Annotated in this window: 26 protein-coding genes; 22 read left to right on the forward strand and 4 right to left on the reverse strand. The window is 45.9% G+C overall.

Annotated features, from left to right (window positions below; all coding sequences use genetic code 11):
• Window positions 1-87: 87 nt before the first annotated feature.
• The 9 genes from V1L65_RS11175 (at window position 88) to V1L65_RS11215 (ending at window position 6280) form a co-directional block, all read left to right on the forward strand.
• The gene (locus tag V1L65_RS11175; RefSeq protein ID WP_331699229.1) at window positions 88-612 is read left to right on the forward strand and encodes a YqeG family HAD IIIA-type phosphatase; all 525 of its coding nucleotides are present in this window, start codon (window positions 88-90) and stop codon (window positions 610-612) included.
• Between the two features lie 17 nt (window positions 613-629).
• The gene (gene yqeH / locus V1L65_RS11180; RefSeq protein ID WP_331699332.1) at window positions 630-1736 is read left to right on the forward strand and encodes a ribosome biogenesis GTPase YqeH; all 1107 of its coding nucleotides are present in this window, start codon (window positions 630-632) and stop codon (window positions 1734-1736) included.
• Window positions 1737-1832: 96 nt separating this feature from the next.
• The gene (aroE, locus tag V1L65_RS11185; protein WP_331699230.1) at window positions 1833-2717 is read left to right on the forward strand and encodes a shikimate dehydrogenase; all 885 of its coding nucleotides are present in this window, start codon (window positions 1833-1835) and stop codon (window positions 2715-2717) included.
• Window positions 2718-2776: 59 nt separating this feature from the next.
• A complete protein-coding gene (yhbY, locus tag V1L65_RS11190) occupies window positions 2777-3070 on the forward strand; it encodes a ribosome assembly RNA-binding protein YhbY (RefSeq protein WP_331699231.1) in 294 nt (97 codons plus the stop codon).
• Window positions 3071-3082: 12 nt separating this feature from the next.
• Window positions 3083-3685 (forward strand): nicotinate-nucleotide adenylyltransferase, encoded by a 603-nt coding sequence (gene nadD / locus V1L65_RS11195; protein ID WP_331699232.1) that lies wholly within the window; start codon window positions 3083-3085, stop codon window positions 3683-3685.
• Window positions 3663-4232 (forward strand): bis(5'-nucleosyl)-tetraphosphatase (symmetrical) YqeK, encoded by a 570-nt coding sequence (gene yqeK, locus V1L65_RS11200; RefSeq protein ID WP_331699233.1) that lies wholly within the window; start codon window positions 3663-3665, stop codon window positions 4230-4232. Before nadD ends, yqeK begins: the two co-directional genes overlap by 23 nt.
• Before the next feature lie 19 nt (window positions 4233-4251).
• The gene (gene rsfS / locus V1L65_RS11205; RefSeq protein ID WP_331699234.1) at window positions 4252-4599 is read left to right on the forward strand and encodes a ribosome silencing factor; all 348 of its coding nucleotides are present in this window, start codon (window positions 4252-4254) and stop codon (window positions 4597-4599) included.
• Complete coding sequence (locus tag V1L65_RS11210) at window positions 4596-5516, forward strand: CvfB family protein (protein WP_331699235.1); 921 nt, start codon at window positions 4596-4598, stop codon at window positions 5514-5516. The genes rsfS and V1L65_RS11210 overlap by 4 nt, the downstream gene beginning before the upstream one ends.
• A complete protein-coding gene (locus V1L65_RS11215) occupies window positions 5513-6280 on the forward strand; it encodes a class I SAM-dependent DNA methyltransferase (protein ID WP_331699236.1) in 768 nt (255 codons plus the stop codon). Before V1L65_RS11210 ends, V1L65_RS11215 begins: the two co-directional genes overlap by 4 nt.
• Window positions 6281-6557: 277 nt before the next feature.
• On the opposite strand, the gene V1L65_RS11220 is transcribed toward V1L65_RS11215, so the two are convergent.
• A complete protein-coding gene (locus V1L65_RS11220; RefSeq protein ID WP_331699237.1) occupies window positions 6558-6773 on the reverse strand; it encodes a hypothetical protein in 216 nt (71 codons plus the stop codon).
• Window positions 6774-7322: 549 nt separating this feature from the next.
• Here V1L65_RS11220 and nrdI point away from each other — a divergent pair.
• From nrdI to V1L65_RS11245, 5 genes are all read left to right on the forward strand, one after another.
• Window positions 7323-7682 (forward strand): class Ib ribonucleoside-diphosphate reductase assembly flavoprotein NrdI, encoded by a 360-nt coding sequence (gene nrdI, locus V1L65_RS11225; protein WP_331699333.1) that lies wholly within the window; start codon window positions 7323-7325, stop codon window positions 7680-7682.
• Window positions 7669-9753 carry a class 1b ribonucleoside-diphosphate reductase subunit alpha gene (nrdE, locus tag V1L65_RS11230; protein WP_331699238.1) on the forward strand — a complete coding sequence of 695 codons (2085 nt, stop codon included), beginning with the start codon at window positions 7669-7671 and terminating at the stop codon, window positions 9751-9753. The genes nrdI and nrdE overlap by 14 nt, the downstream gene beginning before the upstream one ends.
• A gap of 46 nt (window positions 9754-9799) precedes the next feature.
• Window positions 9800-10756 (forward strand): class 1b ribonucleoside-diphosphate reductase subunit beta, encoded by a 957-nt coding sequence (gene nrdF, locus V1L65_RS11235; protein WP_331699239.1) that lies wholly within the window; start codon window positions 9800-9802, stop codon window positions 10754-10756.
• A 123-nt stretch (window positions 10757-10879) separates the two neighbouring features.
• Window positions 10880-11785 carry an HPr(Ser) kinase/phosphatase gene (gene hprK, locus V1L65_RS11240; RefSeq protein ID WP_331699240.1) on the forward strand — a complete coding sequence of 302 codons (906 nt, stop codon included), beginning with the start codon at window positions 10880-10882 and terminating at the stop codon, window positions 11783-11785.
• Between the two features lie 134 nt (window positions 11786-11919).
• Window positions 11920-12375 (forward strand): effector binding domain-containing protein, encoded by a 456-nt coding sequence (locus V1L65_RS11245; RefSeq protein ID WP_331699241.1) that lies wholly within the window; start codon window positions 11920-11922, stop codon window positions 12373-12375.
• A gap of 85 nt (window positions 12376-12460) precedes the next feature.
• Here the strand turns inward: V1L65_RS11245 and V1L65_RS11250 are convergent, their stop codons facing one another.
• Entirely contained in the window at window positions 12461-13597 is a 1137-nt protein-coding gene (locus V1L65_RS11250; protein WP_331699242.1) for a GGDEF domain-containing protein, read from the reverse strand.
• Between the two features lie 129 nt (window positions 13598-13726).
• Here V1L65_RS11250 and V1L65_RS11255 point away from each other — a divergent pair, with 129 nt between their 5' ends.
• Window positions 13727-14854 carry a glycosyltransferase family 4 protein gene (locus tag V1L65_RS11255; protein ID WP_331699243.1) on the forward strand — a complete coding sequence of 376 codons (1128 nt, stop codon included), beginning with the start codon at window positions 13727-13729 and terminating at the stop codon, window positions 14852-14854.
• A 59-nt stretch (window positions 14855-14913) separates the two neighbouring features.
• Here V1L65_RS11255 and V1L65_RS11260 read toward each other — a convergent pair whose 3' ends face one another.
• Together V1L65_RS11260 and V1L65_RS11265 are read right to left on the reverse strand one after the other, a co-directional pair.
• Window positions 14914-15948: a YkvI family membrane protein gene (locus tag V1L65_RS11260; protein ID WP_331699244.1), complete on the reverse strand. Its 1035-nt coding sequence runs from the start codon at window positions 15946-15948 to the stop codon at window positions 14914-14916.
• A gap of 97 nt (window positions 15949-16045) precedes the next feature.
• Window positions 16046-16735, reverse strand: a complete 690-nt coding sequence (locus tag V1L65_RS11265) for a hypothetical protein (RefSeq protein ID WP_331699245.1) — start codon at window positions 16733-16735, stop codon at window positions 16046-16048.
• Window positions 16736-17393: 658 nt separating this feature from the next.
• On the opposite strand from V1L65_RS11265, the gene V1L65_RS11270 reads away from it, so the two are divergent.
• From V1L65_RS11270 to V1L65_RS11300, 7 genes are read left to right on the forward strand one after another with little or no spacing between them, the layout of a single operon-like run.
• The gene (locus tag V1L65_RS11270; protein WP_331699246.1) at window positions 17394-18734 is read left to right on the forward strand and encodes an ABC transporter substrate-binding protein; all 1341 of its coding nucleotides are present in this window, start codon (window positions 17394-17396) and stop codon (window positions 18732-18734) included.
• Window positions 18735-18768: 34 nt separating this feature from the next.
• The gene (locus V1L65_RS11275; RefSeq protein WP_331699247.1) at window positions 18769-19671 is read left to right on the forward strand and encodes a carbohydrate ABC transporter permease; all 903 of its coding nucleotides are present in this window, start codon (window positions 18769-18771) and stop codon (window positions 19669-19671) included.
• 1 nt (window position 19672) lies between these two features.
• Complete coding sequence (locus V1L65_RS11280; RefSeq protein WP_331699248.1) at window positions 19673-20518, forward strand: carbohydrate ABC transporter permease; 846 nt, start codon at window positions 19673-19675, stop codon at window positions 20516-20518.
• A gap of 23 nt (window positions 20519-20541) precedes the next feature.
• Window positions 20542-21480 carry a sialidase family protein gene (locus V1L65_RS11285; RefSeq protein WP_331699249.1) on the forward strand — a complete coding sequence of 313 codons (939 nt, stop codon included), beginning with the start codon at window positions 20542-20544 and terminating at the stop codon, window positions 21478-21480.
• 25 nt (window positions 21481-21505) lie between these two features.
• Window positions 21506-22420: a dihydrodipicolinate synthase family protein gene (locus V1L65_RS11290; protein WP_331699250.1), complete on the forward strand. Its 915-nt coding sequence runs from the start codon at window positions 21506-21508 to the stop codon at window positions 22418-22420.
• 26 nt (window positions 22421-22446) lie between these two features.
• On the forward strand, window positions 22447-24222 hold the full coding sequence (locus V1L65_RS11295) for an exo-alpha-sialidase (RefSeq protein WP_331699251.1): 1776 nt from the start codon (window positions 22447-22449) through the stop codon (window positions 24220-24222).
• A gap of 32 nt (window positions 24223-24254) precedes the next feature.
• A complete protein-coding gene (locus V1L65_RS11300; RefSeq protein ID WP_331699252.1) occupies window positions 24255-26561 on the forward strand; it encodes an exo-alpha-sialidase in 2307 nt (768 codons plus the stop codon).
• Window positions 26562-26688: the final 127 nt, after the last annotated feature.

A 26688-nucleotide genomic window follows, 5' to 3' on the forward strand; every position in this document is an offset into this window, starting at 1 on the left:
GAAGCCGTTTATCCTTGTTTGCAACGAATTTGGTTTGTGTGGTATAGTTTCGTAAGATAGCAGGGAGAAAGAAGAGGGATTACGGCTATGCTCGAAAGATTAGTACCGAAGCTGCGTGTCAATTCGGTATATGATATCGATTTGGAAAAGTTGTATGCGCAAGGAATTAGGGGGATCATTACCGATTTAGATAATACACTTGTAGGCGCCAAGGTTGCTCTTGCAACGCCAGAGCTTGCAGCTTGGCTGAAGACGGTTGAGGAGAAAGGCATTCGAGTCGTTATTGTTTCCAATAACAATGCGGATCGGGTAGGCGGCTTCTCAACCCCGCTCAGCCTGCCGTTTGTCTATTCCGCGCGCAAGCCGTCTAGGCGTGCGTTCAAGCAGGCGCTTGATCTGCTCCGCTTAAAGCCTGAGCAGACGGTTATGATAGGCGACCAGATGCTCACTGACGTGCTTGGCGGCAATCGTATGGGATTGTACACCGTTCTGGTTGCTCCTATTTCGCCTGCAGATGAAGGAGTAATGACCCGTGTTAACCGAAAAATTGAACGGATTGCGCTCGTTAGGCTGCGCAAGCGGGGCCTATGGCATGAGGAGGAACAAAAGTGAGTAAGGATCAAGCAAATATGGAGGCTCTGTCCTGCTCTGGATGCGGCGTCAAGCTGCAAACAGAGCGCAGCGAGCTGCCAGGCTATTTGCCGCAAAATGCAATGCAGCGGGAGCCGGTTATATGCCAGCGCTGCTTTAGAATTAAACATTATAATGAAGCATCAACCGTTGCCATAGACCAGGATGATTTTTTGCGCCTGTTAGGAAAAATCGGCGAAACGGACAGCCTTGTCGTACATATCGTAGACTTATACGATTTTGAAGGAAGTCTTATTTCGGGATTGCAGCGCTTTGTCGGCAACAATCCTGTTTTGCTTGTCGTCAACAAGATCGATTTGCTGCCCAAATCAATCAATGCCAACCGGATTCGCAATTGGGTGCAGCAGCAGGCCAAGCTGCAAGGAATTCGTACGGTTGACGTTGTGCTGTGCAGCGCTAAGCGCAATATGGGCATGGAGCATGTGCTCACTGCTCTTGAGAAGCATCGCGAGGGACGGGATGTATATATCGTCGGTGCGACAAATGTGGGCAAATCTACATTAATTAATCGCATTATCCGCGATTACAGCGATTTGGATAATGAGCTTACGACCTCGCGTTATCCGGGCACAACGCTTGATGCCATTAAAATTCCGCTGGATGATGGAAGATTTATTATCGATACGCCTGGTATTGTTTATTCCAGCCGGCTGACAGAGGCTGTGCCGCGCAGCTTCCTTGGCTCATTGCTGCCGGATAAGCCGATCAAGCCGCTCGTCTATCAGCTGAATGAAAAACAAACGTTATTTATCGGCAGCATCGTTCGTTTTGATTTTGTAGAAGGAGAACGCCAATCCTTTACCCTTTATATTTCCAACAGCTTGAATGTTCACCGTACAAAGCTGGAACGCGCGGATCAGCTGTATGAGGAGCATCGCGGAGAACTGCTCGGCACTCCTTCATTAGAGGAGCTTGCAGAAATACCGCCATGGACAAGGCATTCATTGCGCGTTGCGCGCGGAGCCAAGCAGGACGTATTTATTGCAGGGCTTGGCTGGATTCATATTAACAGCACCGAAGGGGCATTGCTGGATGTTTATGCGCCAAAAGGAATAAAGGTCATGCTTCGAAATGCTATGATTTAAGCGACAGCTCGAGACTGGCGTTTTATTGCGGTAAAAATTCGTATATACCATGAATCGACAATCTCAGCTTGCTGCTTGCATGAAGGGGGAAAAATTGTGGCAAGAGAGAGTTTTCAGCATGTCATTGATAGTCACACCACTTTATTTGGTGTTATTGGCGATCCTATACGCCATTCCAAATCGCCTGTTATGATGAATCGCGCTTTTTGCGAAACAGGCGTTAATGGTGTATATACTGCGTTTCATATTACTGATCAGACGCTCCCCGCGTTTATCGCTGGAGTCAGAGCGATGAATATTCGCGGCGTCAATGTGACGATTCCGCACAAGCTGCAGGTTATGGGGCTGCTGGATCATATCGATGAAGGAGCCGCAGCAATAGGAGCTGTCAACACGATTGTGAATGACAACGGAATTTTAACGGGTTATAACACAGATGGGATAGGCTATGTGCGTTCGCTTAAGGAAGAAGCGATTGCGAGTCTGACCGGCAAGCGGATCGTCGTTATTGGAGCGGGCGGCGCTGCCCGCGGCATTATCTACGCGCTGCTGCAAGAGCAGCCTGCTCAAATAACGGTTGTCAATCGCACTGTCGACAAGGCTGAGCAGCTCGCTGCTGCACTTGGAGTCTACGCCAAGAACGGGGCTGCCGTGCTTGACGCTCGCTCGACAGATTCGCTGCAGGCGCTGTGCGGCGAAGCGGAGCTTGTTATTAATACAACCTCTGTAGGCATGTTTCCGAATGTTGATGCTTCCCCGCTCGATGCTTCCTGGCTGCAGCCGGGGGCAGTGGCGAGCGATCTTATTTATAATCCGCTGCAAACGAAGTTTTTGCTCGATGCGAAGCAGCGCGGCTGCATCACACACGGCGGATTAGGCATGTTTATTAACCAAGGCGCTTACGCATTTGAATATTGGACAGGCAAGCCGGCCCCTGTAGCTGCTATGCGCGAGATCGTGCTGGCCTCACTTGAAGCCTAACGCGTAGTATAGAAACGCAATAATATAGAGATAACTGTGATGAAAGAAGGAATAGCAGCATGCTAACAGGTAAACAAAAGCGATATTTGCGCTCGATGGCTCATCATCTGCAGCCCATTTTCCAAGTAGGAAAAGGAGGCACGAATGATCATCTTGTGCGGCATATTTCAGAGGCGCTTGAGGTTAGGGAGTTAATAAAGATATCGGTGCTCAACAATTGCATGGACGATCCGAAGGAAATTGCAGTTGAGGTAGCGGATGCCGCAGGCGCTGAGCTTGTGCAGGTAATTGGGAAAACAATCGTTCTGTATAAGGAATCGACTGATCATAAAAAAATCGAACTGCCAAGGTAAGGAGCGCTCGCTATGAAAGCAATCGGCATTATGGGGGGCGCGTTTGACCCAATCCATATTGGCCATTTGATCGCAGCAGAAAGTGCTCGCGAGGCTTGCAAGCTGGATGAGGTTTGGTTCATTCCGACGTTCGGCTCTCCGCTTAAGGCGAATCGTCCTGGAGCAGAAGGGCAACATCGATTAGCGATGGTTGAAGCGGCCATATCCGGCAACTCCGCCTTCAGAGCGATTGATATGGAGCTTGCCAGAGGGGGGACCAGCTACTCGATTGATACGGCAGCGGAGCTGTTGCGCCAGTATCCCGCCTATAGCTTCTCTTATATTATCGGCTCGGATCGGATTAATGATTTGCCCCAATGGCATCGGGTAGAGGAGCTTGCAGCTATCGTTTCCTTTATTGGATTAGAGCGTCCGTCCGACGCGCCTCGTCTTGAGCAGCTGTCTCCCCGGTTGAAAGAAAGGCTGCAGATGGTGCAGATGCCTGCTATCGGCTTGTCTTCAACAGCGCTGCGAGATAAGCTTTCTGCAGGCCGATCCGTTAGGTACGAGATTCCTGCTGAGGTTGAGGCTTATATAAGGAGGCACGATTTGTATGGATCGGTTGCAGCTTATTAATACGGTGAAGCAAGAAATGCCCGAGCGCAGATGGCTGCATACGGAAGGCGTTATGCAAACGGCGATCGAGCTTGCGCGGCGCTTTGGCGGCGACCCCGAAAAGGCCGAGCTGGCGGCAATTGTGCATGATACTGCAAAGTACTGGGCAGTTGACCGTATGGAACGAATGATTCGCGAAAATAATTTAGATATACAAGTTTTGCAGTATGAGAAGGAGCTGTGGCATGCGCCAGTTGGAGCATGGGTAGCCGAGCATGTTTATGGGATCACTGATTCGGAGGTTCTCAATGCTGTTCGTTATCATACCTCCGGCAGGGCAGGCATGTCTTTGCTGGAGAAGATCGTATGGGTTGCAGATTATATTGAACCGGGGCGCAGCTTCCCGGGTGTCGAGCAGGTACGTGCGATCAGTGAAACGGATTTGGATGGGGCGCTTCTGTCCGGCTTGATGAGGACGATTGATTTTTTGAAGGAAAAGGGTAAGCACATTTATCCGCTCACATTGGAAGCGAGAGATAGCTTACAGCAAGAAATTTTAGAGAGATAGGGCATAAGGAGGAAACAATTTGACAATTAAAGCGGAAGCATTGCTTTCCTTGGTTGTGAATGCGGCTGAGGATAAGAAAGCTCATGATGTGATTGCGTTGAATTTAAAAGAAATCTCGCTTGTCGCGGATTACTTTGTTATATGCAGCGGTAATTCGGACACCCAGGTTCAAGCTATAGCTTCGGAGATACGCAAGCAGGCCGAGCAAAAGGGAGTTCGCATTCGCGGTATTGAAGGCATGGACACAGCGCGCTGGGTGCTTATAGATATGGGTGATGTCGTTGCTCATATTTTCCATCGCGAGGAACGCGAATTTTACAGCATTGAGCGCCTGTGGTCAGATGCGAAGGTTGTGGAATTCTCATGAGCTTAACAGCGGGCACTACAATTGTGCTTACCGTATCCAGAGAGGTGTCGCCTTACGGCTATTTCGTCACGGACGGAATTTCGGATGTGCTGCTGCCGTATACGGAATTGGTTGGCTCCAAGCCGAAGGTTAATGATGCTGTAGAAGTATTTATTTTTTATGATTCCGAGGACCGTATTGCGGCAACGATGCATAAGCCGCTTCTTCAGCTTGGCGAATTGGCCCGGCTGAAGGTGGCTGACGTGCATCCGCGCCTGGGCTGTTTCCTAGAAATGGGATTGGGCAGGCAGCTGCTTCTTCCGTTGTCGGAGCTGCCTGAGAAAATCGATTTTCGGCCGCTTCCAGGCGATGAGGTTTTCGTCATCATGAAGCATGACAAAATGGGACGGCTGGTAGCGAAGCTTGCCTTTGAGGAAGAATTGTCACAGCTTGTTTTTCCGGCTCCTGACAGCTGGAAAAGTCAATGGGTGGAAGGCTGGGTAACAAAAACGCTGCAAATGGGCTCGTTCGTCATTCTAGACGGCGGAGTAGTCGGCTTCGGCGTATATGGACTTATACCTAGCCCGGAGCGTACGCGGCCGCTTAGACTGGGTGAGCGCGTGCGTGCGCGAATTACATTTATTCGCGAGGATGGCAGAGTCAATCTTTCGATGACGGAGCGTAAAGAAGTAGGAAGAGTACAGGATGCTGATCGCCTGCTGCAATTTCTTAAGGAACGTCCTGGCGGCAGCATGCCTTATTCGGATCAGACAGAAGCCGAAATTATAAAAAGCCGCTTCGGGATTAGCAAGGGTGCATTTAAGCGTGCGTTAGGAAAGCTGATGCGCGAAGGCGTTGTGACGCAAAAAGGAAGCTGGACTCATCTTGTGCAGCCTGCAGAGGATACCGGCAAAGATGGAGGCCAGGATGAGCAATGACACAATATTACGGCCATTTTGCAGCGGTCTATGATCGGTTGATGGAGGATATGCCGTATGCGGAATGGCTTGGCTTTGCACGGTCCGCCTGGAACAAGTACGGCATGCCGGAGACGATTGTCGACTTAGGCTGCGGAACGGGCAGTCTTTCTATTCCATTGTCCCGCTCGGGCTTTCATGTGTACGGGATCGATTTGTCATCGGACATGCTTACGGTTGCCCGCAGCAAATGGGACGAAACCCCTGCGCAGGCTGTAAGGCCCCGTGCAGGCTCGATCAGGTGGCTGCAGCAGGATATGAGGGAGTGGCATCTTCAAGAGCCTGTGGACACCGTTATATCGTTCTGTGATTGCTTGAATTATTTGACGGAGGAAGCAGATGTCGAGGCAGCCTTTAGAGCGACCTTCCGCGGGCTTAAGGATGGGGGCACGTTTTTATTTGACGTGCATCCGCCCAAGCAGTTTGTTCGCTATGCAGAAGAGCAGCCTTTCGTATTGGACGAGCGGGACGTCGCTTATATTTGGACTTGCGATTTTGAAGAAAGCAAGCATTTGATCGAGCATCATTTGACGATCTTTGCCAAGGATGAGGGCACGCGCTTCTCGCGATTTGAGGAGATGCATATACAGCGCGCCTACGATCCCGAGTGGCTGAGGGCGGCGCTTCAGCGCGCCGGCTTTTCTAAAGTGGACAGCTATGCGGATTTCGAGCTCGAGCCAGCCAGCGCACAATCGGAGCGCTTGTTTTTTGTTGCTGTCAAGTAGAGAGTTTTAGTAGAAACTCGTTTGGAAACTCTAACGAATGCTGACACCGCTATTATGCCGAAAAAGCTTGTTATAAATTTGTAACGAATCGTAGCATGCTTATCAGCTATAAACAACTGCCTAAACGAGCATTTGTTCACAGATAGCGTCTCTGTGATGCGTTAGAATTTCAAAAAGTGCATTTATGCGAAATAACGCCTTTAGGATTCGTTACAAAATGAAAGCTTCTCGAGCTCCGTTCTAGATTTGTTATCCAAGCTATTAGGCTGCAACCTCTTTATTCTCTTAGCGCGTCTTTTAATCGGGTATTCATATTACTTAAAGGTTGCTGGCGTTTTGCCGCAGCCTTTAATTTTTTTTGCTCTTCTTCTAGCGCTGCAACTTTTTGCTCTAGCTGTTCTATATAGTCAATTAGTTCAGTAAGTGTATAACCGGCATCAGAAAATAATTTGGCAATCTTTTCGCGCAACTGTGCTGCAGAATCATTATTCATATAACTTCCTCCAAAAATATTTAAAATGATCATTAAAATGACACTACCCCATCATAGCTGTATCTGATAGAATAGTCGAGTACGTCTTTTTTTGAAAAAATGCGTTCGTTCACCGTCTATGAAATTATGACTTTTATTTGTCACCGGTTTTACAGGAAATTGAAATGCCGACTTTAAAAGGAGTAAAATAGACTCGTTTTTACCGTCTGTATAACAAAATTTTTTAGCCTATTGACACTTTATAATCGCTTGTCCGGTGCGCAATTTGAGACATTTCTGCTGTCAAATATATGAAATTGCAGCTCGCTTCTCTTAAAAAATAGCTTGACAAATGAATATTTCAACTCTGGTAAAGTAACCATTTTTATCGTCAAATATGGATTGACTATATCTATATATTGAGGTACAATTCTATTCGTCAACTACATATTGACGAATACAACCTTTTTAGCAGTCTATTACTGGTAAGTCAGTACAGGCGCATTCGGCGCGAATTTAAGTCGGAAGCGCTTTTTGATTGCTGAAATTTACTAGAGGAGCGAGTATGTGATGCTAATTGTCTATGAATCGAAAACAGGCAATGTCAAGCGTTTCATTAACAAGCTGAATATGAGGGCAGTATCGGTCGATGAACAGAGTGAAATCAACGAGCCTTTTGTTCTCGTAACCTATACGACAGGCTTTGGACAAGTTCCAGAAAAGGTGAATCAATTTTTGGAGCGCAATTCCAAAAATTTGCGCGGTGTATCCGCCAGCGGTAACCGAAATTGGGGGACAGGCTTTGCAAAAAGCGCTGACCGGATTTCTGAGAAGTACCACGTACCTGTTATTTTAAAGTTTGAGCTTAGCGGCACGACACAGGATACGAAACATTTTGTCGAAAGGGTGCAAACCATTGAAGCATATTGAGCTGAATAATGAATTGATGCAGCGCGGAGACGACGGCTTCTACCAATTGGAGAAAGATAAGGAAGCTGTTGTCGCATTTATGGCAGAAGTAGATGAAAAAAGCGTTAAGTTCGAGTCATTGCGCCACAAGCTGGACTATTTAATTGATAATGACTACTACGATAATGTTTTCGACTCTTATACATATGAGCAGGTAGAGGCCGTATTTAACCTTACAACAAGCCATGATTTCCAGTTCCAGTCTTATATGGCAGCCTCCAAGTTTTATAAAGACTATGCTATGAAAACGAATGACAAGACGCAGTACTTGGAGCAGTATTCAGACCGTGTCGCAATCGTAGCGCTGCATTTGGGCGAAGGCAATTTCGAGCGCGCCATGCGCATAGCAGAAGCGATGATCGAGCAGCGCTTGCAGCCTGCAACGCCAACCTTCCTTAACGCGGGCAAAAGCCGCCGCGGCGAGATGGTATCCTGCTTCCTGCTTGAGATGGATGACTCTCTCAACTCTATTAACTATGTGCTTGGCACCTGCATGCAGCTTTCCAAAATCGGCGGGGGCGTAGCGGTAAACTTATCCAAGCTTCGCGGCCGCGGCGAACCGATTAAAGGCGTAGAAGGCGCTGCAAAGGGCATTATGCCGGTTCTGAAGCTGATGGAGGATGCGTTCTCCTACGCAGACCAAATGGGACAGCGCAAAGGCTCAGGCGCTGGATACTACAATATTTTTGGCTGGGATATTATCGAGTTTCTTGATTGTAAAAAAATCAATGCCGATGAGAAGCTGCGCATTAAAACATTGTCTATCGGCTTAATTATTCCTAATAAATTTTACGAGCTTGCGGAACGCAATCAACCATTAGTCGTATTCGGACCGCATTCTGTATATCGTGCATACGGCAAGCATCTAGATGATATGGATATGGATGAAATGTATGAGGAACTGCTGGCTAATGACAAAGTAAAGAGAAAAACGGTCATGAGCGCTCGCGATATGCTTACAAAAATCGCTTCCATTCAGCTTGAATCCGGTTATCCGTATATTATGAACAAATCAAACGCCAACAGCATGCATGCGCTTAAGGATGTCGGCTCTATCAAAATGTCCAATCTTTGCACAGAAATATTCCAGCTGCAAGAGACTTCTGACATTAATGACTACGGCACAGATGACATTATCCGCCGCGACATAAGCTGCAATCTCGCATCTCTTAATATCGTTAATGTAATGGAGCATAAGAAGCTGAAGGAATCCGTTCACGTCGGCATCGAGGCCCTTACGACGGTCAGCGATTTGTCCAAAATCGATAATGCACCAGGCGTGCGCAAAGCTAATGAGGAGCTGCATTCCGTCGGCTTGGGCGCGATGAACCTTAACGGTTATCTAGCCAAAAATAAAATTGCTTATGAGAGCAAGGAAGCCAGAGAATTTGCAGGCGTATTCTTTATGATGATGAACTATTATTCCTTGGAGCAAAGCATGCTGATCGCCAAGGAGCGCAACGCGACGTTCAAAGATTTTGACCGCTCTGAATATGCGAAGGGCACCTACTTTACACGCTATATTGAAACGGACTACCGTCCTGTATCCGACCGTGTGAAGGAACTGTTTGAAGGCATGTACATTCCGGGGCCTGAGGATTGGGCAGCACTGAAGGAGCAAGTGCAAAAGCATGGCCTTTATCATGCGTATCGTCTTGCTATCGCGCCTACACAAAGCATTTCGTATATTCAAAATGCTACGTCAAGCGTCATGCCGATCGTTGAGCATATTGAAACAAGAACATATGCGAACTCAACGACCTACTATCCAATGCCATATTTGTCCCAAGATAACTTCTTCTATTACAAGTCTGCTTACAATATTGATCAGTTCAAGCTGATTGATATGATTGCAGAGATTGGACAGCATGTGGACCAAGGCATTTCGACTGTACTGCATGTTAATAGTAATGTTACTACTCGTGAATTGGCGCGTTTCTATGTTTATGCAGCCAAAAAAGGCTTGAAATCCCTTTACTATACGAGAACTAGAATTCTATCTGTTGAAGAATGTACGAGCTGCGCAGTGTAATCTATCAATATAGTTGCATATGCAGCAAAAAAGGAGCTTGCCAATTATGAAAGCAGTAAACTGGAACCGTCCGGATGATGACTTTACGCTCACATTCTGGCAGCAGAATGTTATGCAATTTTGGACAGATGAAGAAATCCCACTGTCTGATGACAAGATGGACTGGCTTGCAATGTCAGAGGTAGAACGCCACACGTATAAGCATGTGCTTGGCGGGCTTACCCTTTTAGATACGATTCAGGGCGGCGTCGGCATGCCCAAAATTCTTGAATTTGTAGATGGCCTGCAGCGCAAGGCGGTGCTTGGCTTTATGTCCATGATGGAGCAAATTCACGCCAAATCATACAGCAGCATATTTACAACACTGGCATCGGTTGAGGAAATCGATAATATATTTAAATGGATTGAAACAAATGAGCAGCTGCAAAAGAAGGCAAAAATGATTACAGCATGCTATAATAGCATTACAGGTCCAAAAGAGCTATACAAAGCGATGGCAGCATCTGTATTCCTCGAAAGCTACTTGTTCTACAGCGGCTTTTTCTACCCGCTATATTTGGCTGGTCAGGGCAAAATGACAAACAGCGGCGAGATTATCAATCTCATTTTGCGTGACGAGAGCATTCACGGCCTTTATGTAGGCGTGCTTGCACAAGAGCTTATGCAAACCTTTGAGCCAGAAGAACAGGAGCAGCTGCGCGCCGAGATTTTAGCGCTGCTGGAGGAGCTGCACGCGAATGAAGAGGTTTATACAGAGCAGCTGTACAGCGATATCGGGCTGGCGGAAGAAGTAATGACTTATGTGCGCTATAATGCGAATAAAGCATTGATGAATCTTGGCTATGATCCTGTGTTTCCAGAGGAGCCAATCAACCCGATCGTATTTAACGGCATTAGCACGCACACGAAGCAGCATGACTTTTTCTCCAAAAAAGGAAACGGCTATATTCGTACGCTTAATGTTGAACCACTTACAGATGAAGATTTTGTGTTTGAGTTTTAAGAGCAAATGGCTTACCTTGGACTAAAATCAACAGTACTACTATAGATTACACAAAATCGCTCGCGCAATTGGCTTACAAACCATGCAAGAGCGATTTTTGGCGCTGAAAGGGAGTGAACCTTGATGAAATCAGTAGCAGTGAGAAAATTGGCCGAACGATTCTCGTTGGAGGTGCTTGCCGGCGAGAGCTGTCTTGACCGTCTTATAACAAAAGCCAGAGCGCATCGTCCTGGCTTGGAGTTTGTCGGTTATTTCGATTTTTTCCCGCAAGAGCATGTTCAGATTTTAGGAAAAAAAGAAATTAATTACTTGCACGCCTTAACAGAGGATGAACGAAATCACCATATAGGCAATATAGTAAAATACCATCCGCCCTGCTTTATCGTAACCTCTGAACAAGAGGGCCTCAAATATTTGAAAAAATATTGCGATGAGGAAGGCATTCCGCTGCTGCGTACAAAGCTGCGCACGACTCCTTTCATTGGCGCGCTCGACGCTTATTTGCTTAAGTCGCTAGCTCCTGAAATATCGATTCACGGTGTATGCCTCAATGTATCCGGCATTGGCATATTGCTGCGCGGCAAATCGGGAGTGGGCAAGAGCGAAACAGCGCATACGTTAATTCGCAGAGGCCATAGATTGGTTGCCGATGATATTGTTGTGCTTAGAAAGCTGAGCGATCAGACACTGCTCGGCAGCCATAATGAGACAACGAAGGAGTTCCTTGCGCTTCGCAGCGTTGGGCTCGTTAATGTAGTGCGCTTATATGGGCGTAAAGCCTTTCAGGATGAAACAAGAATTGTGCTTGATATAGAGCTGACCAAATGGAAGGATAACGAGCTGAACAATGATCTGGAGCTTGAGCCCAAATTTGTCGATTATATGGGTGTATCTATTCCACATATCGAAATTCAGCTGCAGCCAGGCCGCGATGTAGCCGGGTTAATTGAAGCAGCAGCGAATAACTGGTATTTGAAGCAGCAGGGCTATAGCGCAGCTGAGGAATTCATGAAGCGATTGGAATTTTAATTAGCGGAGCAGAATAAGCATGTACCGTTGTGCGCATGTAAAAAACTGTACCTTGAATGGCAAAATATGTTACACTTACCGTAGTATGATGATCCAAGCTTATTATTTCTAACCGATGAAAAGGAGAGAATAGCATGGAAAACTGCTCAATCATTTCAAAATCTGCTCTACATCTAGTCGGAATGAGCTACAGCGGGCCTTTCTCCACAATTGGAGATGAGGCGATAAGACTGCAAACAGAATTTCTGGCACGCAAGCATGAATTGAACGGAGCGGAGAAGTCATCCGTGTTATATTGTCCTTACTACGGTAATGAAGTGTTTGCTACCTATTGGGCCTGTGTAGAGGTAGAACGGCATTTGGACAATTTGCCGCAGGGTATGGTCCAGTTTACGATTCCGCCGCATCAGTATGCGATGGCGGCAGTTTCAGATAAACGAATAGGCGAAGGATATGAACAGCTATTCTCATGGATTGAGGAGCAGCGCTTGATTAAGGATGAAAAAGCTGTATCGTTAGAGCTGTTTTACTTTGATGAATCCTTGTTTGAGGAAGAGCCGGTAGAGCTGCTGATTCCGCTTCAAAGCTAGACGGTATACAAATGATATAAAAGACTTCCCATTATTATTAGAGAGCATCTAATGATAACAGGAAGTCTTTTTTTCATTTATAGTTTCAGGTTACAGCCTGGTTTTTTTTGAGAGCAGCGGGGATAGTTTTATAGGCAGATACCTTATTTTTACCTGACGTTTTGGACATGTACATCGCTTCATCCGCTTGCTTGACGAGCTCGTGTATCGGGCAAGGCTGCTTGGCTATACTGTAACCGACACTTACCGTTACACCGGACTCTAGCTCCACTCTGCTGCGTATCGATTCAGCAACGCGGCGCACTTTGTTGGCGGCTACCGCGATGCAAGCAAGAAGTTCTTCGCCGCCGTAGCGGCCGCTAATGCCGATTTCGGCTGTTTCTTCTTTAATAATTTCGGCTACTTGCTTTAAAATAACGTCGGCATGCAAATGGCCCTTCGTATCATTGAGCTTCTTGAAGTTGTCAATATCGCAAAAAATAATAGCAACAGGAGTTGACTGCCGTATCATCTGCTCCGCCTTCGACTGGAAATGACGTCTATTATACAGTCCGGTCAGACCATCTAATATTGAAACATGATACGTAGTGAGCAACCGGTCGATCACCCAGTCAAATAATAATAAAAACAATAAACAATAGTATAGGATAGGTGCAGCGTAAATAATTAGTTTTAGGTAGGGCGTATACGTCTCGAATAGGTATTGATTTGCCAAGCGTGCCAGCTCATATATAAAATATATGATGAGGCTTGCATAATATTTGCGCGTCAGATTAGCTGATCTCGTGGCAATGATGACGATAAGCACGACTGCCAGGCTGTATAAATCAAGCATCGGCCATTGAGGCATAAAGTGCTCCGCTACAGGAAGCAGCAGCGAAAAAGCTGCGAGCAGTGCAAAAGGAACCACCTTTAGCTGTGCGGAACGGTATGTATACAATTTTAAATAAACAAAGTTTATAATGATAAAGGAGATGATTTGCAGTAAAATAGCTGTCACATTCAGCCAGCTTGAGTATGCTGTTGGTATAAGGGAATCAGAAAGCAATAAACTGTGCTTAACGAAGAACAGGAGCAGAGCAGATATTAACAGCTGGTAAATTTGTTTGTTCTTATAGCTTTCATATAGCTTAAATGCCATGAACAGCATTAATACGATAACGGCGATTGTTGCCCCATTGGCAAATAGCATGGCATGCAAGCTGAAAATAGATAATGACACGATACGACCACCTGTACAATGAAATCACGCTCCGCTTTACGGAACATACGTTCTATTGTATCATGTATAGGAAAAAAGGCATAGGAAAAGTTTAGCAGCTTGACAATGCAGTCTGGGAGATGAGTAACGATGAATATTTTACAAGCATTATTTTTCCCTCCGGAACAGCCTGGAGGGGTATCTTCTATGGTTCCGTATATTAAGGAAGGTTTTAAGGAGCTTGGTACCGAAATGGAGCTGTTTTCTTTGCCTAAGCGGGTTCGCGGCAAGGGGCAGGACGATATTCGTTTTCATACATTTGACGTTTCGGAGTATACCGGTAATACTTTAGTTGAAAAGTATATGCAAACGTATCGCGATTACTTGTGGTGGTCGCGTATGCGCATTCAAAAAAGCTACGATATTATTCATGCCCATCATCCGATCGTAGCACTTACCATGAAGCGATTATTTCCGAATACGCCGCTGGTTGTCACCATACATTCCAGCTTTGAGCGAGAGCTTATTCTTAACGGTAAAATCGAGGAGGGCGGAGTAGAGCATCGTTTTTTGACAGCGGTGTACGGAGAACTGGAAGCAAGGGCAGATCTGATCTTGACGGTTTCTCAGTCGTTCAAGCAATATCTGGCCCCGTATATTCAGAAGCCGGAGGCCATTCAAGTTATTGCAAACGGCTTTGACGAGAAGCGCTTCAGACCGATCGATCATGATAATGAAACTGCTCAGCTTATATCGGTGTGCAGGCTTGTGCCAGCGAAAGGTCTTGACGTACTGCTGCACGCTTGCGCTTGCTTGAAGCAGAAAGGTCATTCCTTCGTGCTGCATTTAATTGGGGACGGACCGATAAGAGAAGAGCTTGAGCAGCTGGCTGTCAAGCTTAACTTATACGATGATATCATTTTTTACGGCTATATGCTCCATCCAGAGCAATTTATGCCGTTCTTTGATATTTTCGTATTGCCTTCGCGCGCGGAAGCTTTCGGTTCAGTATTTGCAGAGGCTGCGCTATGCCGCCTGGCGCTTGTAGGCACAAAGGTGGGCGGTATTGCCGAGCAAATTGAAGATGGCGTAAACGGCCTGCTGGTAGCGCCAGATTCACCAGATGAGCTAGCCCGTGCCCTTGAGCAAATGATTCTTGACGGCGAATATCGTACAAAGCTGAGCTATGCTGCTTGGGAAAAGGCGAAGCAAGCTTATTCTTTGCAGCGCGTCATAGCGGAGCTTGAGCAGGTATACAATCATTTGCACCAAGGTTAAGCATGCCTGAAGAAGATTTCTGTTATTTATGGGCGACAAATCGCTAAAAACTTCAGCACCTAAATTGTTTTTTGGCGGAATAGCTGAATAAGCCAAATCAGGCTAATAAAACCGAAGATCGGGTATAAGGTCGAAAGCAATATTTGAAAGCCGATTTGACTGATAAAGTAACAAGCAACAAGAGCAGCAAACAGCAGCAACGGCTTGCTCCATTGAATGCGGCTGTGCAGCTGCAGCGTAAGCCCATAGATATCTGCAATTAAAGTTGTGAAAATTTCTGAAAAAATAATGAAGATATAGGCGGTTTGGATAATGAAGCCGAATTGCTTGGCGATACCTCCCATTGGAATGGAATACTGGGCGATATCAGGCATATTGGCGGATAGGGCGAAGTGTCCGGCGATGAGCATGAAGCCTATTCCAATACCGCCTAATATTGCTCCCCGACGAATTGCTTTCGTGTCGGCAACCTGCGAGCCGAGCGGGACGAGAACAGCTTGGGCGAGAGCCAGATTAAAGGCAACATAAAGGAAAGGCGAGGCTAGGGCTGACCAGAAGCTTTTGCCCGTTTCTAAACTAATAAATTGAGCAGAAGTTGGCAGCTGGCTTGTTTTTAGAATTACAAACAGAGTAAAGAGGAGCATAAAAGGAACAACGATGCTGTTGACGGCGAGAATAGCATTCATTCCTTTTTGCAGCAGCAAATAACAGGCGGCTCCTGTCAAGATAAGCCCGAGCTGATAGGACAGGTCCCAATGCTCGTGAAAGATAGTGCCGGCTCCTGCAAGCATAACCGACGATACGCCCAATAATATAATCAGCATGAAATGGCTTACCCATTTGCCTAAGCGTTCTCCCAAAATCGCTTTATTCAAGTCTTCGTATGATTTGGCAGAAATATAATAGGAAAGCAACATCAGCTTATAGCCAAGCCATACAAATAAAATTGTAGCAATAGCGATCGTGTAGGTAGCGATATAACCGTACTTGGTAAAAAACTGCAATATTTCCTGGCCGGTTGCAAAACCGGCTCCTACAATCGTGCCCATATACGTAAAAGCGATTTGGATCGCTTGATAGCGCGGCGTTTTCATTCTCCTAGTCCCCCTGTCCATCTACCCTATAACTAATAGTTATGATGAAATGGGGACAAGCATGACAGATTTAACCGGCAATGGATCGCAGGATGTGCTAAGAGGCAGCGGTAGACATTAATTTAATGGATATAATTTCGTTCTGGTCCGGGTCGATGTCCAGCTTGAGCAGCGCCCCGACGGCTGAAAACGTTAGTAAATAGTCTGTTTGCTTTTCGGGCTTGCCAAGCTCCTGTACGGCTTCTTCAGGATGATCGCCTATTTGAATGCCGCTTAGTCCGGTGGGCAGCATCTTGCCATAGATTTCTACAAAGTGCACGGCGTTTTTATCATTCAGCCCAATTGAAAATCCGTCATATTCCAGCACGATAATCGTTTCTTTATCTTCTGTCAGCCGATATGTACTATTTTCTTTGCCGTAAATGCGATGTATGTCTGCTATGCTGTCGCCTATAGCAATCCCTTTAAGCAGTGGAGAAGCAGGCTGCCATAGCGCTGAGGTTACAGCATCTCCGTCTTGATTGTGCTGCTCGTGAAGAGCGGATGCCGATTTTTCTGTGTCTTCGGTCTGGGGAGGCTCTGACTGGTCTGTTTTTTTATCCCAATAGCTTTTTTGAGGGCTTGTTCCAGCAGTAGCCGCGGGCTCAATAGCAGGCACATAGGTTGGCGCAGGCGGTGCCGGCGACAGGCATGCCGTAAGCGATAATGCAATAACAGCAATTGCGACGGAGAGCTTGATTGAAGTACGTGCTTGAAACCGACCCGTGTATGGAACTGGAACTTTCATCCTGTATGGAGCCTCCTTTAAAAATAGAATCGCAACGAAGCCGTTTATAATTGTCTGATATATATACTAACGTTTATAGAACAGGAAAGTTTCTAAATTTGTCATTTTATATAAATTAACAGCGATTGATGACTGAGGACTGGTCGAATCATAGAAGCAGGTTACATTTATTGCTAATTAGATTATAGCAGATGTAACAAAAAGCTTCCATTCAACCCTGTTGATAACCAGTTCATTTTACTGTAGAAATCCTGGCCATCCACATCTTTCCTTTGTTCTGACAGCCGCAAAATCATCTTTACTTTTGCAGATGAACATAATCATTTGCGTATTGGGATAAATGAGCAGTATTTGATGCCATATAAACAAACAATAAGTCCGCTAAAGAAACGTTGGTTTTCCAAGTGTTTCTTCAGCGGATTTTTTTTGTTGACAAAATGAGAACGGTTACAATATAATAAAATCGCGTTGAAAAAACGTATTAGCATAACGTATTAGCATAACGTATTAGCAAATTATTAAAAAGGGGGTGATTCGCCAAGAGCCTAGGCGTTAATTAAAAACGTCAAAGCTTGATTATGCAAATGTCTTTTTTTTCGTGTAAATACCCGACGGTCAATTGACACAAAATTATGTCCAATTAGATGGAGGGGTTTAAATGTTAAAAACAATGAGCAAGTTTTCACTTACCTTGATTTTGGCTTTTGCAATAATTTTAAGCGCATGCTCGAAGAATGAACCGGCGCCTGCGTCCGGGCCATCCAACAATGAGAAGAACACCCCGGAAAAACAATCTAACGAAGTAATCGCCATTGATTATTGGGGAGGCTGGACTGGGCCTGACGGCGATGTGATGCGGGAGATGGTTGACCGGTTCAACAGTGAAAACCCAGATATAAAAGTGACGCTAACGACGCTGCAATGGACGCCGCTATTTGAGAAGTTGGTAACACAGTTTAAAGTAGGAGCGCCGCCTTCTTTAATGGCTATGCATCCTCAAGATGTGGCGCAGTTTGCCAATATGGGGATTCTTGACCCGGTTGCCGATCAGGTCGGGGTGAAGAAGGAAGATTTCGATGAGAATGCTTGGAACTATACGTTCTATGATAGCAAGCAGTATGGCATTCCGCTCGATATGCATATGCACGGCTTGTACATGAACACAGAGATGTTCGAAGCAGCCGGACTGGATCCCGCTAAATCTCCTAAAACAGGGGAAGAGTTGATCGAATATGCGACTAAGCTGACCATCGATAACAATGGAAAGCATCCGAATGAAGCTGGATTTGACATAAACAATGTGAAGCAATGGGGCATCGGCCTTCAAAATAACCACCACGCCTTTTACTTGTGGTACGCGCTAATGACACAGCAAGGAGAAGCGTTTTTAAGCAAGGATGCCAAGGAAACTGTATTCGATATGGCTAAATCAGACAAAGCGTGGCAGTTTTTGCAGGATTTGATTTATAAGCATCAGGTTGCACCAAAGGGACAAAAAGCGCCATTCGATGATTTCAAAGCGGGTCTCACTGCAATGGCCATTGACGGGCCGTGGCAGCTTGCAGGCTTGGAAGGCCAGTCGACTATGAAATGGGCAACAGGCGTATTCCCGCAAGTTTTCGATAAGCCGGCTGCATGGGGCAGCGGACATATTCTGACTTTCCCGGTAGAGAAGGATGCCAAAAAGCGCGAAGCGGCGATGAAGCTGGCGAAGTGGATTACAGAGCACTCCGAGGATTGGGCAAAGTCGGGCAACATACCATCTAAATTGGAGGTTCAGCGAAAGATTATAAGCTTGCCTGGCCGGGAGGCATTTGCAGAAATGATGCCGTATGAGGTAGTTCTTCCGAATATTCCAAAAACAGCACAAGTGTTTTCTGCTACAGCTCCTAGTCCGATTCTAACAGCGGGTCATGACATTCTGCTTAATAACCAAGAGCCGAGCGGAGTCAGCAAGGAGCTTAAGAAGGGCATTGATGCTATTTTGAGCCAGCCCTAAATTGTTGACTCAACGAGAGGAGTGAGACTACAGAGTGGAATCCTTACAAGTTGAACGGAAATATGACAGCATTTATAGGAGGCAGTGGCATACAGCGCTACTATTTTTACTGCCTTATTTACTAGTGTTTATTATGTTTCGATTGGGCCCGGGCATTGCGGGGCTGTTAACCTCATTCACCAAATGGAATATTATTGGCAGTCCTGAGCTGGTGGGGATTGATAACTTCACGATGCTGATGAAGGATAAAATGTTCCATACTGCACTGTTGAATACTGTATATTTTATGGCGATAACAGCACCGACTTTAATCATAGCCGGACTTTTCCTAGCGATATTATTGAATGCTCCGATTAAAGGAAAGGCTTTTGCGCGCACGGTAATATTCGCTCCTTATGTTGTCATGTCTACCGTTGTAGGGATTATTTGGAACTGGATATATGACGGCAATATAGGCTTGCTCAACTATGCGTTAAGCTTTGTTGGGATTGGAAAAGTAGAGTGGTTGACCAGCTCCGGCATGGCTATGATATCTATCGCCATTACGACCTCTTGGTGGCTTGTCGGCTATAATATGGTGCTTTTTCTGGCAGGGTTGCAGGAAATTCCCGAAGAGCTGTATGAGTCGGCCAAGATTGACGGTGCGGGCGCATGGAGACGGCTGACCAGCGTAACCCTGCCATTGCTTCTTCCAACTACATTCGTTGTTGTCATGATGACAGTCATTAACTGCTTCCAGGTATTCGACCAAGTGTATGTAATGACGGGCGGAGGACCTGGAACAGCTACTCTGACGCTTGTTCAGTATTTATATCACCAAGCCTTCAGCAACTTTAATCTAGGCTATGGTTCTGCGATTGGATTTGCCCTGTTTGCGATTCTCGTTCTTTTCGCTATCGTTCAAATGAAGACGATGCGAGTCAGAAAGGAGGCTTAATATGCTGAAAAAAAGAAAGCTATCCAAACCGCTCCTTTTTATTTTCATGATGATGGCAGTTGCGCTTTTTGGCATACCGCTTCTATGGACGATCGCATCTTCCTTCAAGAATGAATTTGATATTTTACAATATCCGCCTGTTTGGGTAACAGAAACACCAACGACGGACAACTATACATCGGTACTTCAGCGATTTCCGTTTTTCATTTGGCTCAGAAACAGTTTAATTGTAGCAGTAGTTTCAACGATTATTGTCGTTATTTTTGACTCTTTGGCGGCCTATGCTCTAGCACGCTTGGAATTTCGCGGCAAGAAGTTTTTGTTTGCGCTTATTGTTTCCATGCTGCTTATCCCCATGCAAATTGATATTATTCCGTTATTCATTATGTTCTCGGAATTCAAGCTTGCGGATCATCCTATAGCGTTGATCTTGCCAACGACGGCCAATGTAACCGGTGTTTATCTGCTTAGACAGTTCTTTATGTCTATACCGGTTGAGATTGAGGATGCGGCAAGAATAGACGGCTGCAACGACTTCCGCATATGGCTGCAGGTAATATTGCCGTTATCCAAACCGGTCATTGCGGCAGTTGCGATCATTACCTTTGTTTCAAGCTGGAATAGCTTTCTTTGGCCGCTCATTGCAACGAATTCAGAGGCCAGCAAGACATTGCCGGTAGGCATGGCGCAATTTATGAGCGCGTCCGCGGGGGCTAGCGGATCTGCTCCTGCTTACGGCATTACTTTGGCCGCCTCTGTAATGGCGACCTTGCCTACACTGCTTATGTTTGTGTTTTTACAAAAATATTTCGTACAAGGCATTACCTCATCCGGTGTGAAAGGATAGGTAGCGAGCTTGGGAGGGCTGTCATGCTTACTTTTACTATCAAAAAACAACAACCTGTATTTACTGAAACCTTAACGCCTCCTGCCTGTCATTCAGCCTCGATTGCGGAACTGCCGGATGGAAGCCTGGCTTGTGTCTGGTACTCGGGATCGTTCGAGGGCTCCAAAGACACGGTGCTGTATTGGAGCAAATCCGGCTCCGAAGGTGGATGGGAGAAGCCGAGAGTCCTAGTGGAACTGCCGGGGCTTTCAACGGGCAATCCGGTGCTCTGGCATGACGGGGAAAAGCTGAATTTATATTTTGTTATTTTGTATGGAGATTGGTGGAGCGAGGCGAAAGTGTCATACACATCTTCTATGGATAATGGGGCGACCTGGTCTCCGAAAAAGCTCTTATGGGATGAAGCCGGCACGATGCTGCGCACGCCGCCGTTACGGTTGACAACAGGAGAAATATTGCTGCCGATTTATGATGAACGCGCCTGGTGCTCGCTTATTTTGCGGTCAGAGGACAACGGGCAAACCTGGCGGAAGTACGGTGATGCTACGGCACGCGGCATTACCATTCAGCCATCGCTTGTCGAGCTGGAAGACGGACGCGTTCTTGCATATTCCCGCAGCTCCAAAGGGTTTATTTACGTATCCTGGTCTTATAATAAAGGACTTAGCTGGACGGCCTCACAGCCGCTGCCGTTAGTGAATAACAATACGGGGATTGATCTCATTCGCAGCGATGAGGGCTTGCTGCTTGTGCATAATGACACGGCGACCGGACGGCATCGCCTCGTTGTATCTCATTCCACCGATGAAGGCAATCATTGGAAGCTGACTGCTGTTCTTGAAGATTCGGAGGGCGAGTTTTCATATCCCACGATGATTCAGGCGCAATCTGGCAAGATTCATATTGTTTATACGAATCAACGTCAAACGATCAATCATATAGAAGTCGTGCTTAGCCGCTGATGACACATAGAAAGGATGACTTAGAGTGGAGAGACTCGATGGAAGAAAGCTGCAAGGAATCGTTGTTCCGACTGTAACCCCGCTTAATGAGCGCGAAGAGGTGCAGCTTGATGCGTTGCGAAAGTTAAACGAGCATATGATGAAGGGCGGTGTACATGGATTATTCCCGCTGGGCACGACAGGAGAATTTGCTCGAATGGATGATGAACAGAAGGAGCAGGTTGCTCGCGTTACGATCGAGCAGGCTGCTGGAAGGGTGCCTGTATATGTAGGTGTCGGCGATACGGGGACGCGCAAGGTATTGCGGAATATGAAGAAGGCTCACTCCTGGGGAGCTGATGTTATTGTCAGTACGCTGCCCTATTATTATCCAGTCAACGATGAGCGGGAACAGCTTCAATATTTCGAAGCAATAGCGGCAAGCACGGACTTGCCTGTCATGATGTACAATATGCCAGCGACAGTAGGCGTGAATATTGCCCCAAGTGTAGTTGAACGTCTGTCTCATGTACCTAATATTATCGGGATTAAAGACAGCAGCGGCAATTATGATTATATTCATGCCTGCCTGCGAATTAAAAAAGCGTCCAGCCAAGTGTTTCAAATATTCGTTGGGGATGAAAGCTTGTCCGCAAGAGCGTTATTGGCTGGCGCTGACGGCCTTGTTCCTTCACTCGGCAATGTATTTCCCAAGCTATTGGTGCAATTATATGAAGCTTGCGCGGCTAAGGAGCATGAAAGAGCAGAAGACTTGCAGCAGGAGCTTAGTATAATTAATCAGTTTAACAAGGTGGGGGACAGCTGGCTTGGAGCCTTAATTTTACGCAAAAAACTGCTTAGCATGATGGGCCTGAGTCCGGAAAAGGTCAGCCATCCAAGTCTCGCTATGGATTCAGCAGCAGATGATAAACTGGACCGTTTTATTAAGAAGTGGGCTTAATCATTATATTAAAAGGAGAATGTAAAATGCGGTTAAAAAAAGTATTGATGACTACTTTAGCGACAGCATTAGTACTATCAACTTTTGGGCTTGATGGACAGGGTCATGTCGCAAACGCAGAGAAGACAGTTGCTACAATGGCTCCGTCACAGGATATTTTTGCTCCGGTGCTGGATGGCGGCTCTAATAAAGAGCATACGCACGGCTCTACGATCGTTAAGCTTCATAATGGCGAAATGATGGCCGCCTGGTTCCAAGGCAATGGCGAGCGCGACGGTACAACCACCCGAATTATGGCGTCACGGCTGCCGGTGGGAGCGACAGAATGGACAACTCCATTCGTACTTGCTGATACCCCTCGGATCGCGGATATTAACCCGGCGCTATATATGGACGATAGGGAGAGACTATGGCTGTTCTGGTATCCCGTGCTGGCAGGCAGATGGGAAACCTCCCAGCCCAAATATTTATATGCCGAAAAAGGAAATTATGAATATGCCAACGGTTACGAGCAGACTCCAAAATGGGACTGGCAAGATGCCATCTATGTAAGACTTGGCGATCATCCATTTGGCGTTCAGCCTACTGACCCGTTTGTGCTGAATTTAGAAGCTAAATTGAAGGAATTTGAGAATTATACATTCAAGCCCCAGCAGGATGGCGGTGCAGGGATGAATGAGATATTCAGGAATGACTGGGCTCAATTTGCCATAGAGAGAATGCGGCTCGCGAAAGGTTCAGTATATTCGATAAAAGAGGGATATCCGCTAGGAAGAAGACTGGGCTTCCAAACGAAGGATAAGCCGTATTCCTTTAAGCTGGCTGATGGCGCAACAAGAATGATCTTGCCGCTATATTCCGATAATTTAGAATTTTCGGTTATGGCGATTACCGATAACTACGGAGAAACTTGGAGTTTTAGCGAACCGATAGTAGGCATGGCTATTATTCAAGCTTCGATGGTGAAGAAAAAGGACGGTACATTGGTTGCTTATCTTCGTGACAATGGAAAAGCCCCGTATCGAGTTGTTTATTCGGAATCAAAGGACAATGGAATGACATGGACGATAGGCATGGACCGAAATGACTTGTTCGACTATGGGGTTGGTCATGATCTTACTATTCTTCCAAATGGAAATTGGGTGTTTGTCCATAACAATGTGGAGGATGGCCGCTATTCGTTAGCTGTGCTGTTATCGGACGATGATGGTAAAACGTGGTCATATAGACGCCATATCGAAACAGACAGAAGGGCGGAACGGGGGGATTATCACTACCCTGCGGTAATCAGCGATGCGGAAGGCAATATCCATATTACCTATACAGTGGATTACACATCCGCCGATGTAGATAAGGATGGTAATTCTTTAGCCAACTATAACAACATTAAATATTTGAAAATTGATGAAGATTGGATTAAAGAAGGCGATGCGAAAGATGCTTCCGAACAAGTCGTTTACAGCTATGAAAAATTTGATTTGGTTATTGACGGATCTACCGTCGATGAGGCCAATATGGACCAGTCAACTGGCAAAATCGCCATAACGGAACTGGAGAAGCTCAGCTTGCCTACGGAGGTCAATGGATACTTAACCTATCTGAATCCGCTTCCGAATGGCAAGACGCAAGAGGTAAAGCTTGGAGTCAGCTGGAATTTAACGGAGCTTGCTAATAAATACAAGCCGAATTCTTGGATTAAAGATATACCAGGTGTAATAGACACAGCTAATTTGCCAGAAGGATTTGCTGCGAATTTATTGCCTGAAATAGCGCCTAAATTAACGATTTATATTCAAAAATAACGAGCTTATCAAGGTGAAGGGAGCGTGTTGGCGTGAATATAAACAAGATCGTGAGTGTGGCATTAAGCCTGGTTGTTGCATGCAGTTTATTGGTTTTTCCAGCTGTTCCAAAGGCGAATGCCGCCAGTAAGTTAAATGAACCGAAACTTATCGATGTATTTGATCTGATGTGCGATTGCGGCGAGAATCATATTCATGGATCGACAATTGTTGAGCTGGGCAACGGAGAATTACTGGTTGCCTGGTTCCAGGGCAGCGGGGAGAAGGATGGGGACAGCACTAAAATTATGGGGGCTAGGCTTCCGCAGGGTGAAAGCAAATGGACCGAACCATTTGTAATGGTAGATGTTCCGGGGTTTCCTGATATTAATCCTTCTTTATACATGGATAAGAATGAAAGACTGTGGCTGTTCTGGTATCCGATACTGGCGAATCGCTTTGAAACCTCCCAGCCTAAATATGTTTATGCCGAAAAAGGAAACTATGAATATGCAAGCGGCTTTAAAGAGGCTCCGAAATGGGATTGGCAAGAAATTATGTATGTTAACCCAGGTGATGATTTTACAGGCAAAAGCACCTGGAGCAATGGTTCTTTTACACATGGCATTAAAGGATCGGAAATGAGATATTTCAGTGATGCCAGTCTGATCAGCCAAGTAGGCGAAGACAATTATGTCGAAGTCATCGGCAAGCCATCGGGTGAAAAAAGGTATATTATCGATTCCTTTGCTGTGAAGTTAAGGAATGCCATCAAAGAATCGACAGATAGCATACAGGCATCGCGGGCATATGGCGATAAAACGGATGATTTCGTAGCTAGGATGCAGACCCAAGAGCTTCCGCAGGCCCTCGATAGAGCAACCGGAGCCGGTAATAATCTGCGTGAGTGGAATCCGATCTATAATGTGATAGGCTGGCAAACAAAAAATAAGGCGATGGAAATTGAGTATGGAGGGAAAACAAGATTGCTGCTGCCGCTCTATTCGGATAGCCTGAGAGCTTCGATCATGGCATATTCTGACGACAACGGGACGACTTGGAATTATAGCGATCCTATTGCAGGAGCGGGAAATATTCAAGCGGCAACGGTGCAAAAGAAAGATGGAACGTTAAGATCCTATTTCAGGAATATTTCACCAAACGGGGAAATGGTGTTTAACGAATCGGCAGACGGAGGCGTCACTTGGGGAGTTACTCAAGTAGAGCCGAATTTAAAACATAATGCAGGCTTCGATATTGTGAAGCTTCAAACCGGGGAATGGGTTTTGCCGCATACCGATTCCTTGGACGGCAGAAATTCATTGAGCATCTCGATTTCCGATGATGAGGGTGCGACATGGACAACCAGACCCATTCAGGTAACGGAGGACAAAGAGGATAAAATTCATTATCCGGCTGTCATACAAGCTAAGGATGGAACGATTTATGTGTCCTATAGCCAAGCTATTAATGAAGGCGATATGAAAAACATTCGTATAGCCAAGTTTATTGATTTTGTTTATGAGATAGAGGAAGTAAATGTTGTTACGACTCAGGGGTACGAGCCAAAACTGCCTGCGAAAGTAAAAGTGACTTTTCAAGAAGGGACAAACGAATATCCGGTTGTTTGGGAAGCGATAGATCCGGGGCAATATAAAGCAGCAGGAACTTTTAAAGTAAAAGGAACTGTGAATGTGGACGGAAAGTCGCTGAATGCTTACGCGCAAATAACTGTCAGAGCGGCAGGAGTTGTTTATCCTCCGACTGAGCCGCCTAAAACAACGGATCCAGAGCCTGAGACAGAAACGCCTATTGAAAAGAAATTTACCGATCTTGGCAAGCATGAATGGGCGCGAGATGCGATTGAAGCGTTGACGGCACAGGGAGTAATCCTTGGCACGTCCGAGACAAAATTTAGTCCGGAGAAGTCTATAACTCGAGCCGATTTCCTCCTTCTGCTTGTCAGAGCTTTTGAGTTCAAGGCGGAATTCCATTCTAATTTCGAAGATGTTGCCAAAACAGACTACTACTATGAAGCGTTAGGGGTCGCCAGAGAGCTTGGCTTGGCTAAAGGGACTGATGGCGCACGATTCAATCCTAAAGCGAACATTACCAGACAAGATATTATGGTATTAGTTCATAGAGCGCTCCTTCTGGCTGGAGAGCAAATAGAAAGTGGTACGTATAAAGACATCAGTCATTTTAGCGATGTTTCCATGATAGCCGAATATGCGAGGGAAAGTGCTACTGCGCTTGTAAAAGAAGGTATTATTGTAGGGGACGGCAAAGCGCTGAAACCGCTGAAATCCGCCACTAGGGCAGAAACGGCAGTAATCATCTATCGATTACTGAAGCTATAATGAAGACAATCTGAATCATTGCTTTTTTAATCTGACTCGGTGTATATTGAAATTCAGACGCTGCTTGATAAGCTAATATAATAACTTTGCTGAGCCGCGGAACAATATGTTCTACGGCTCGCTCTTT

The organism is Paenibacillus sp. IITD108, from assembly GCF_036541265.1.
GTDB lineage: Bacteria > Bacillota > Bacilli > Paenibacillales > Paenibacillaceae > Pristimantibacillus.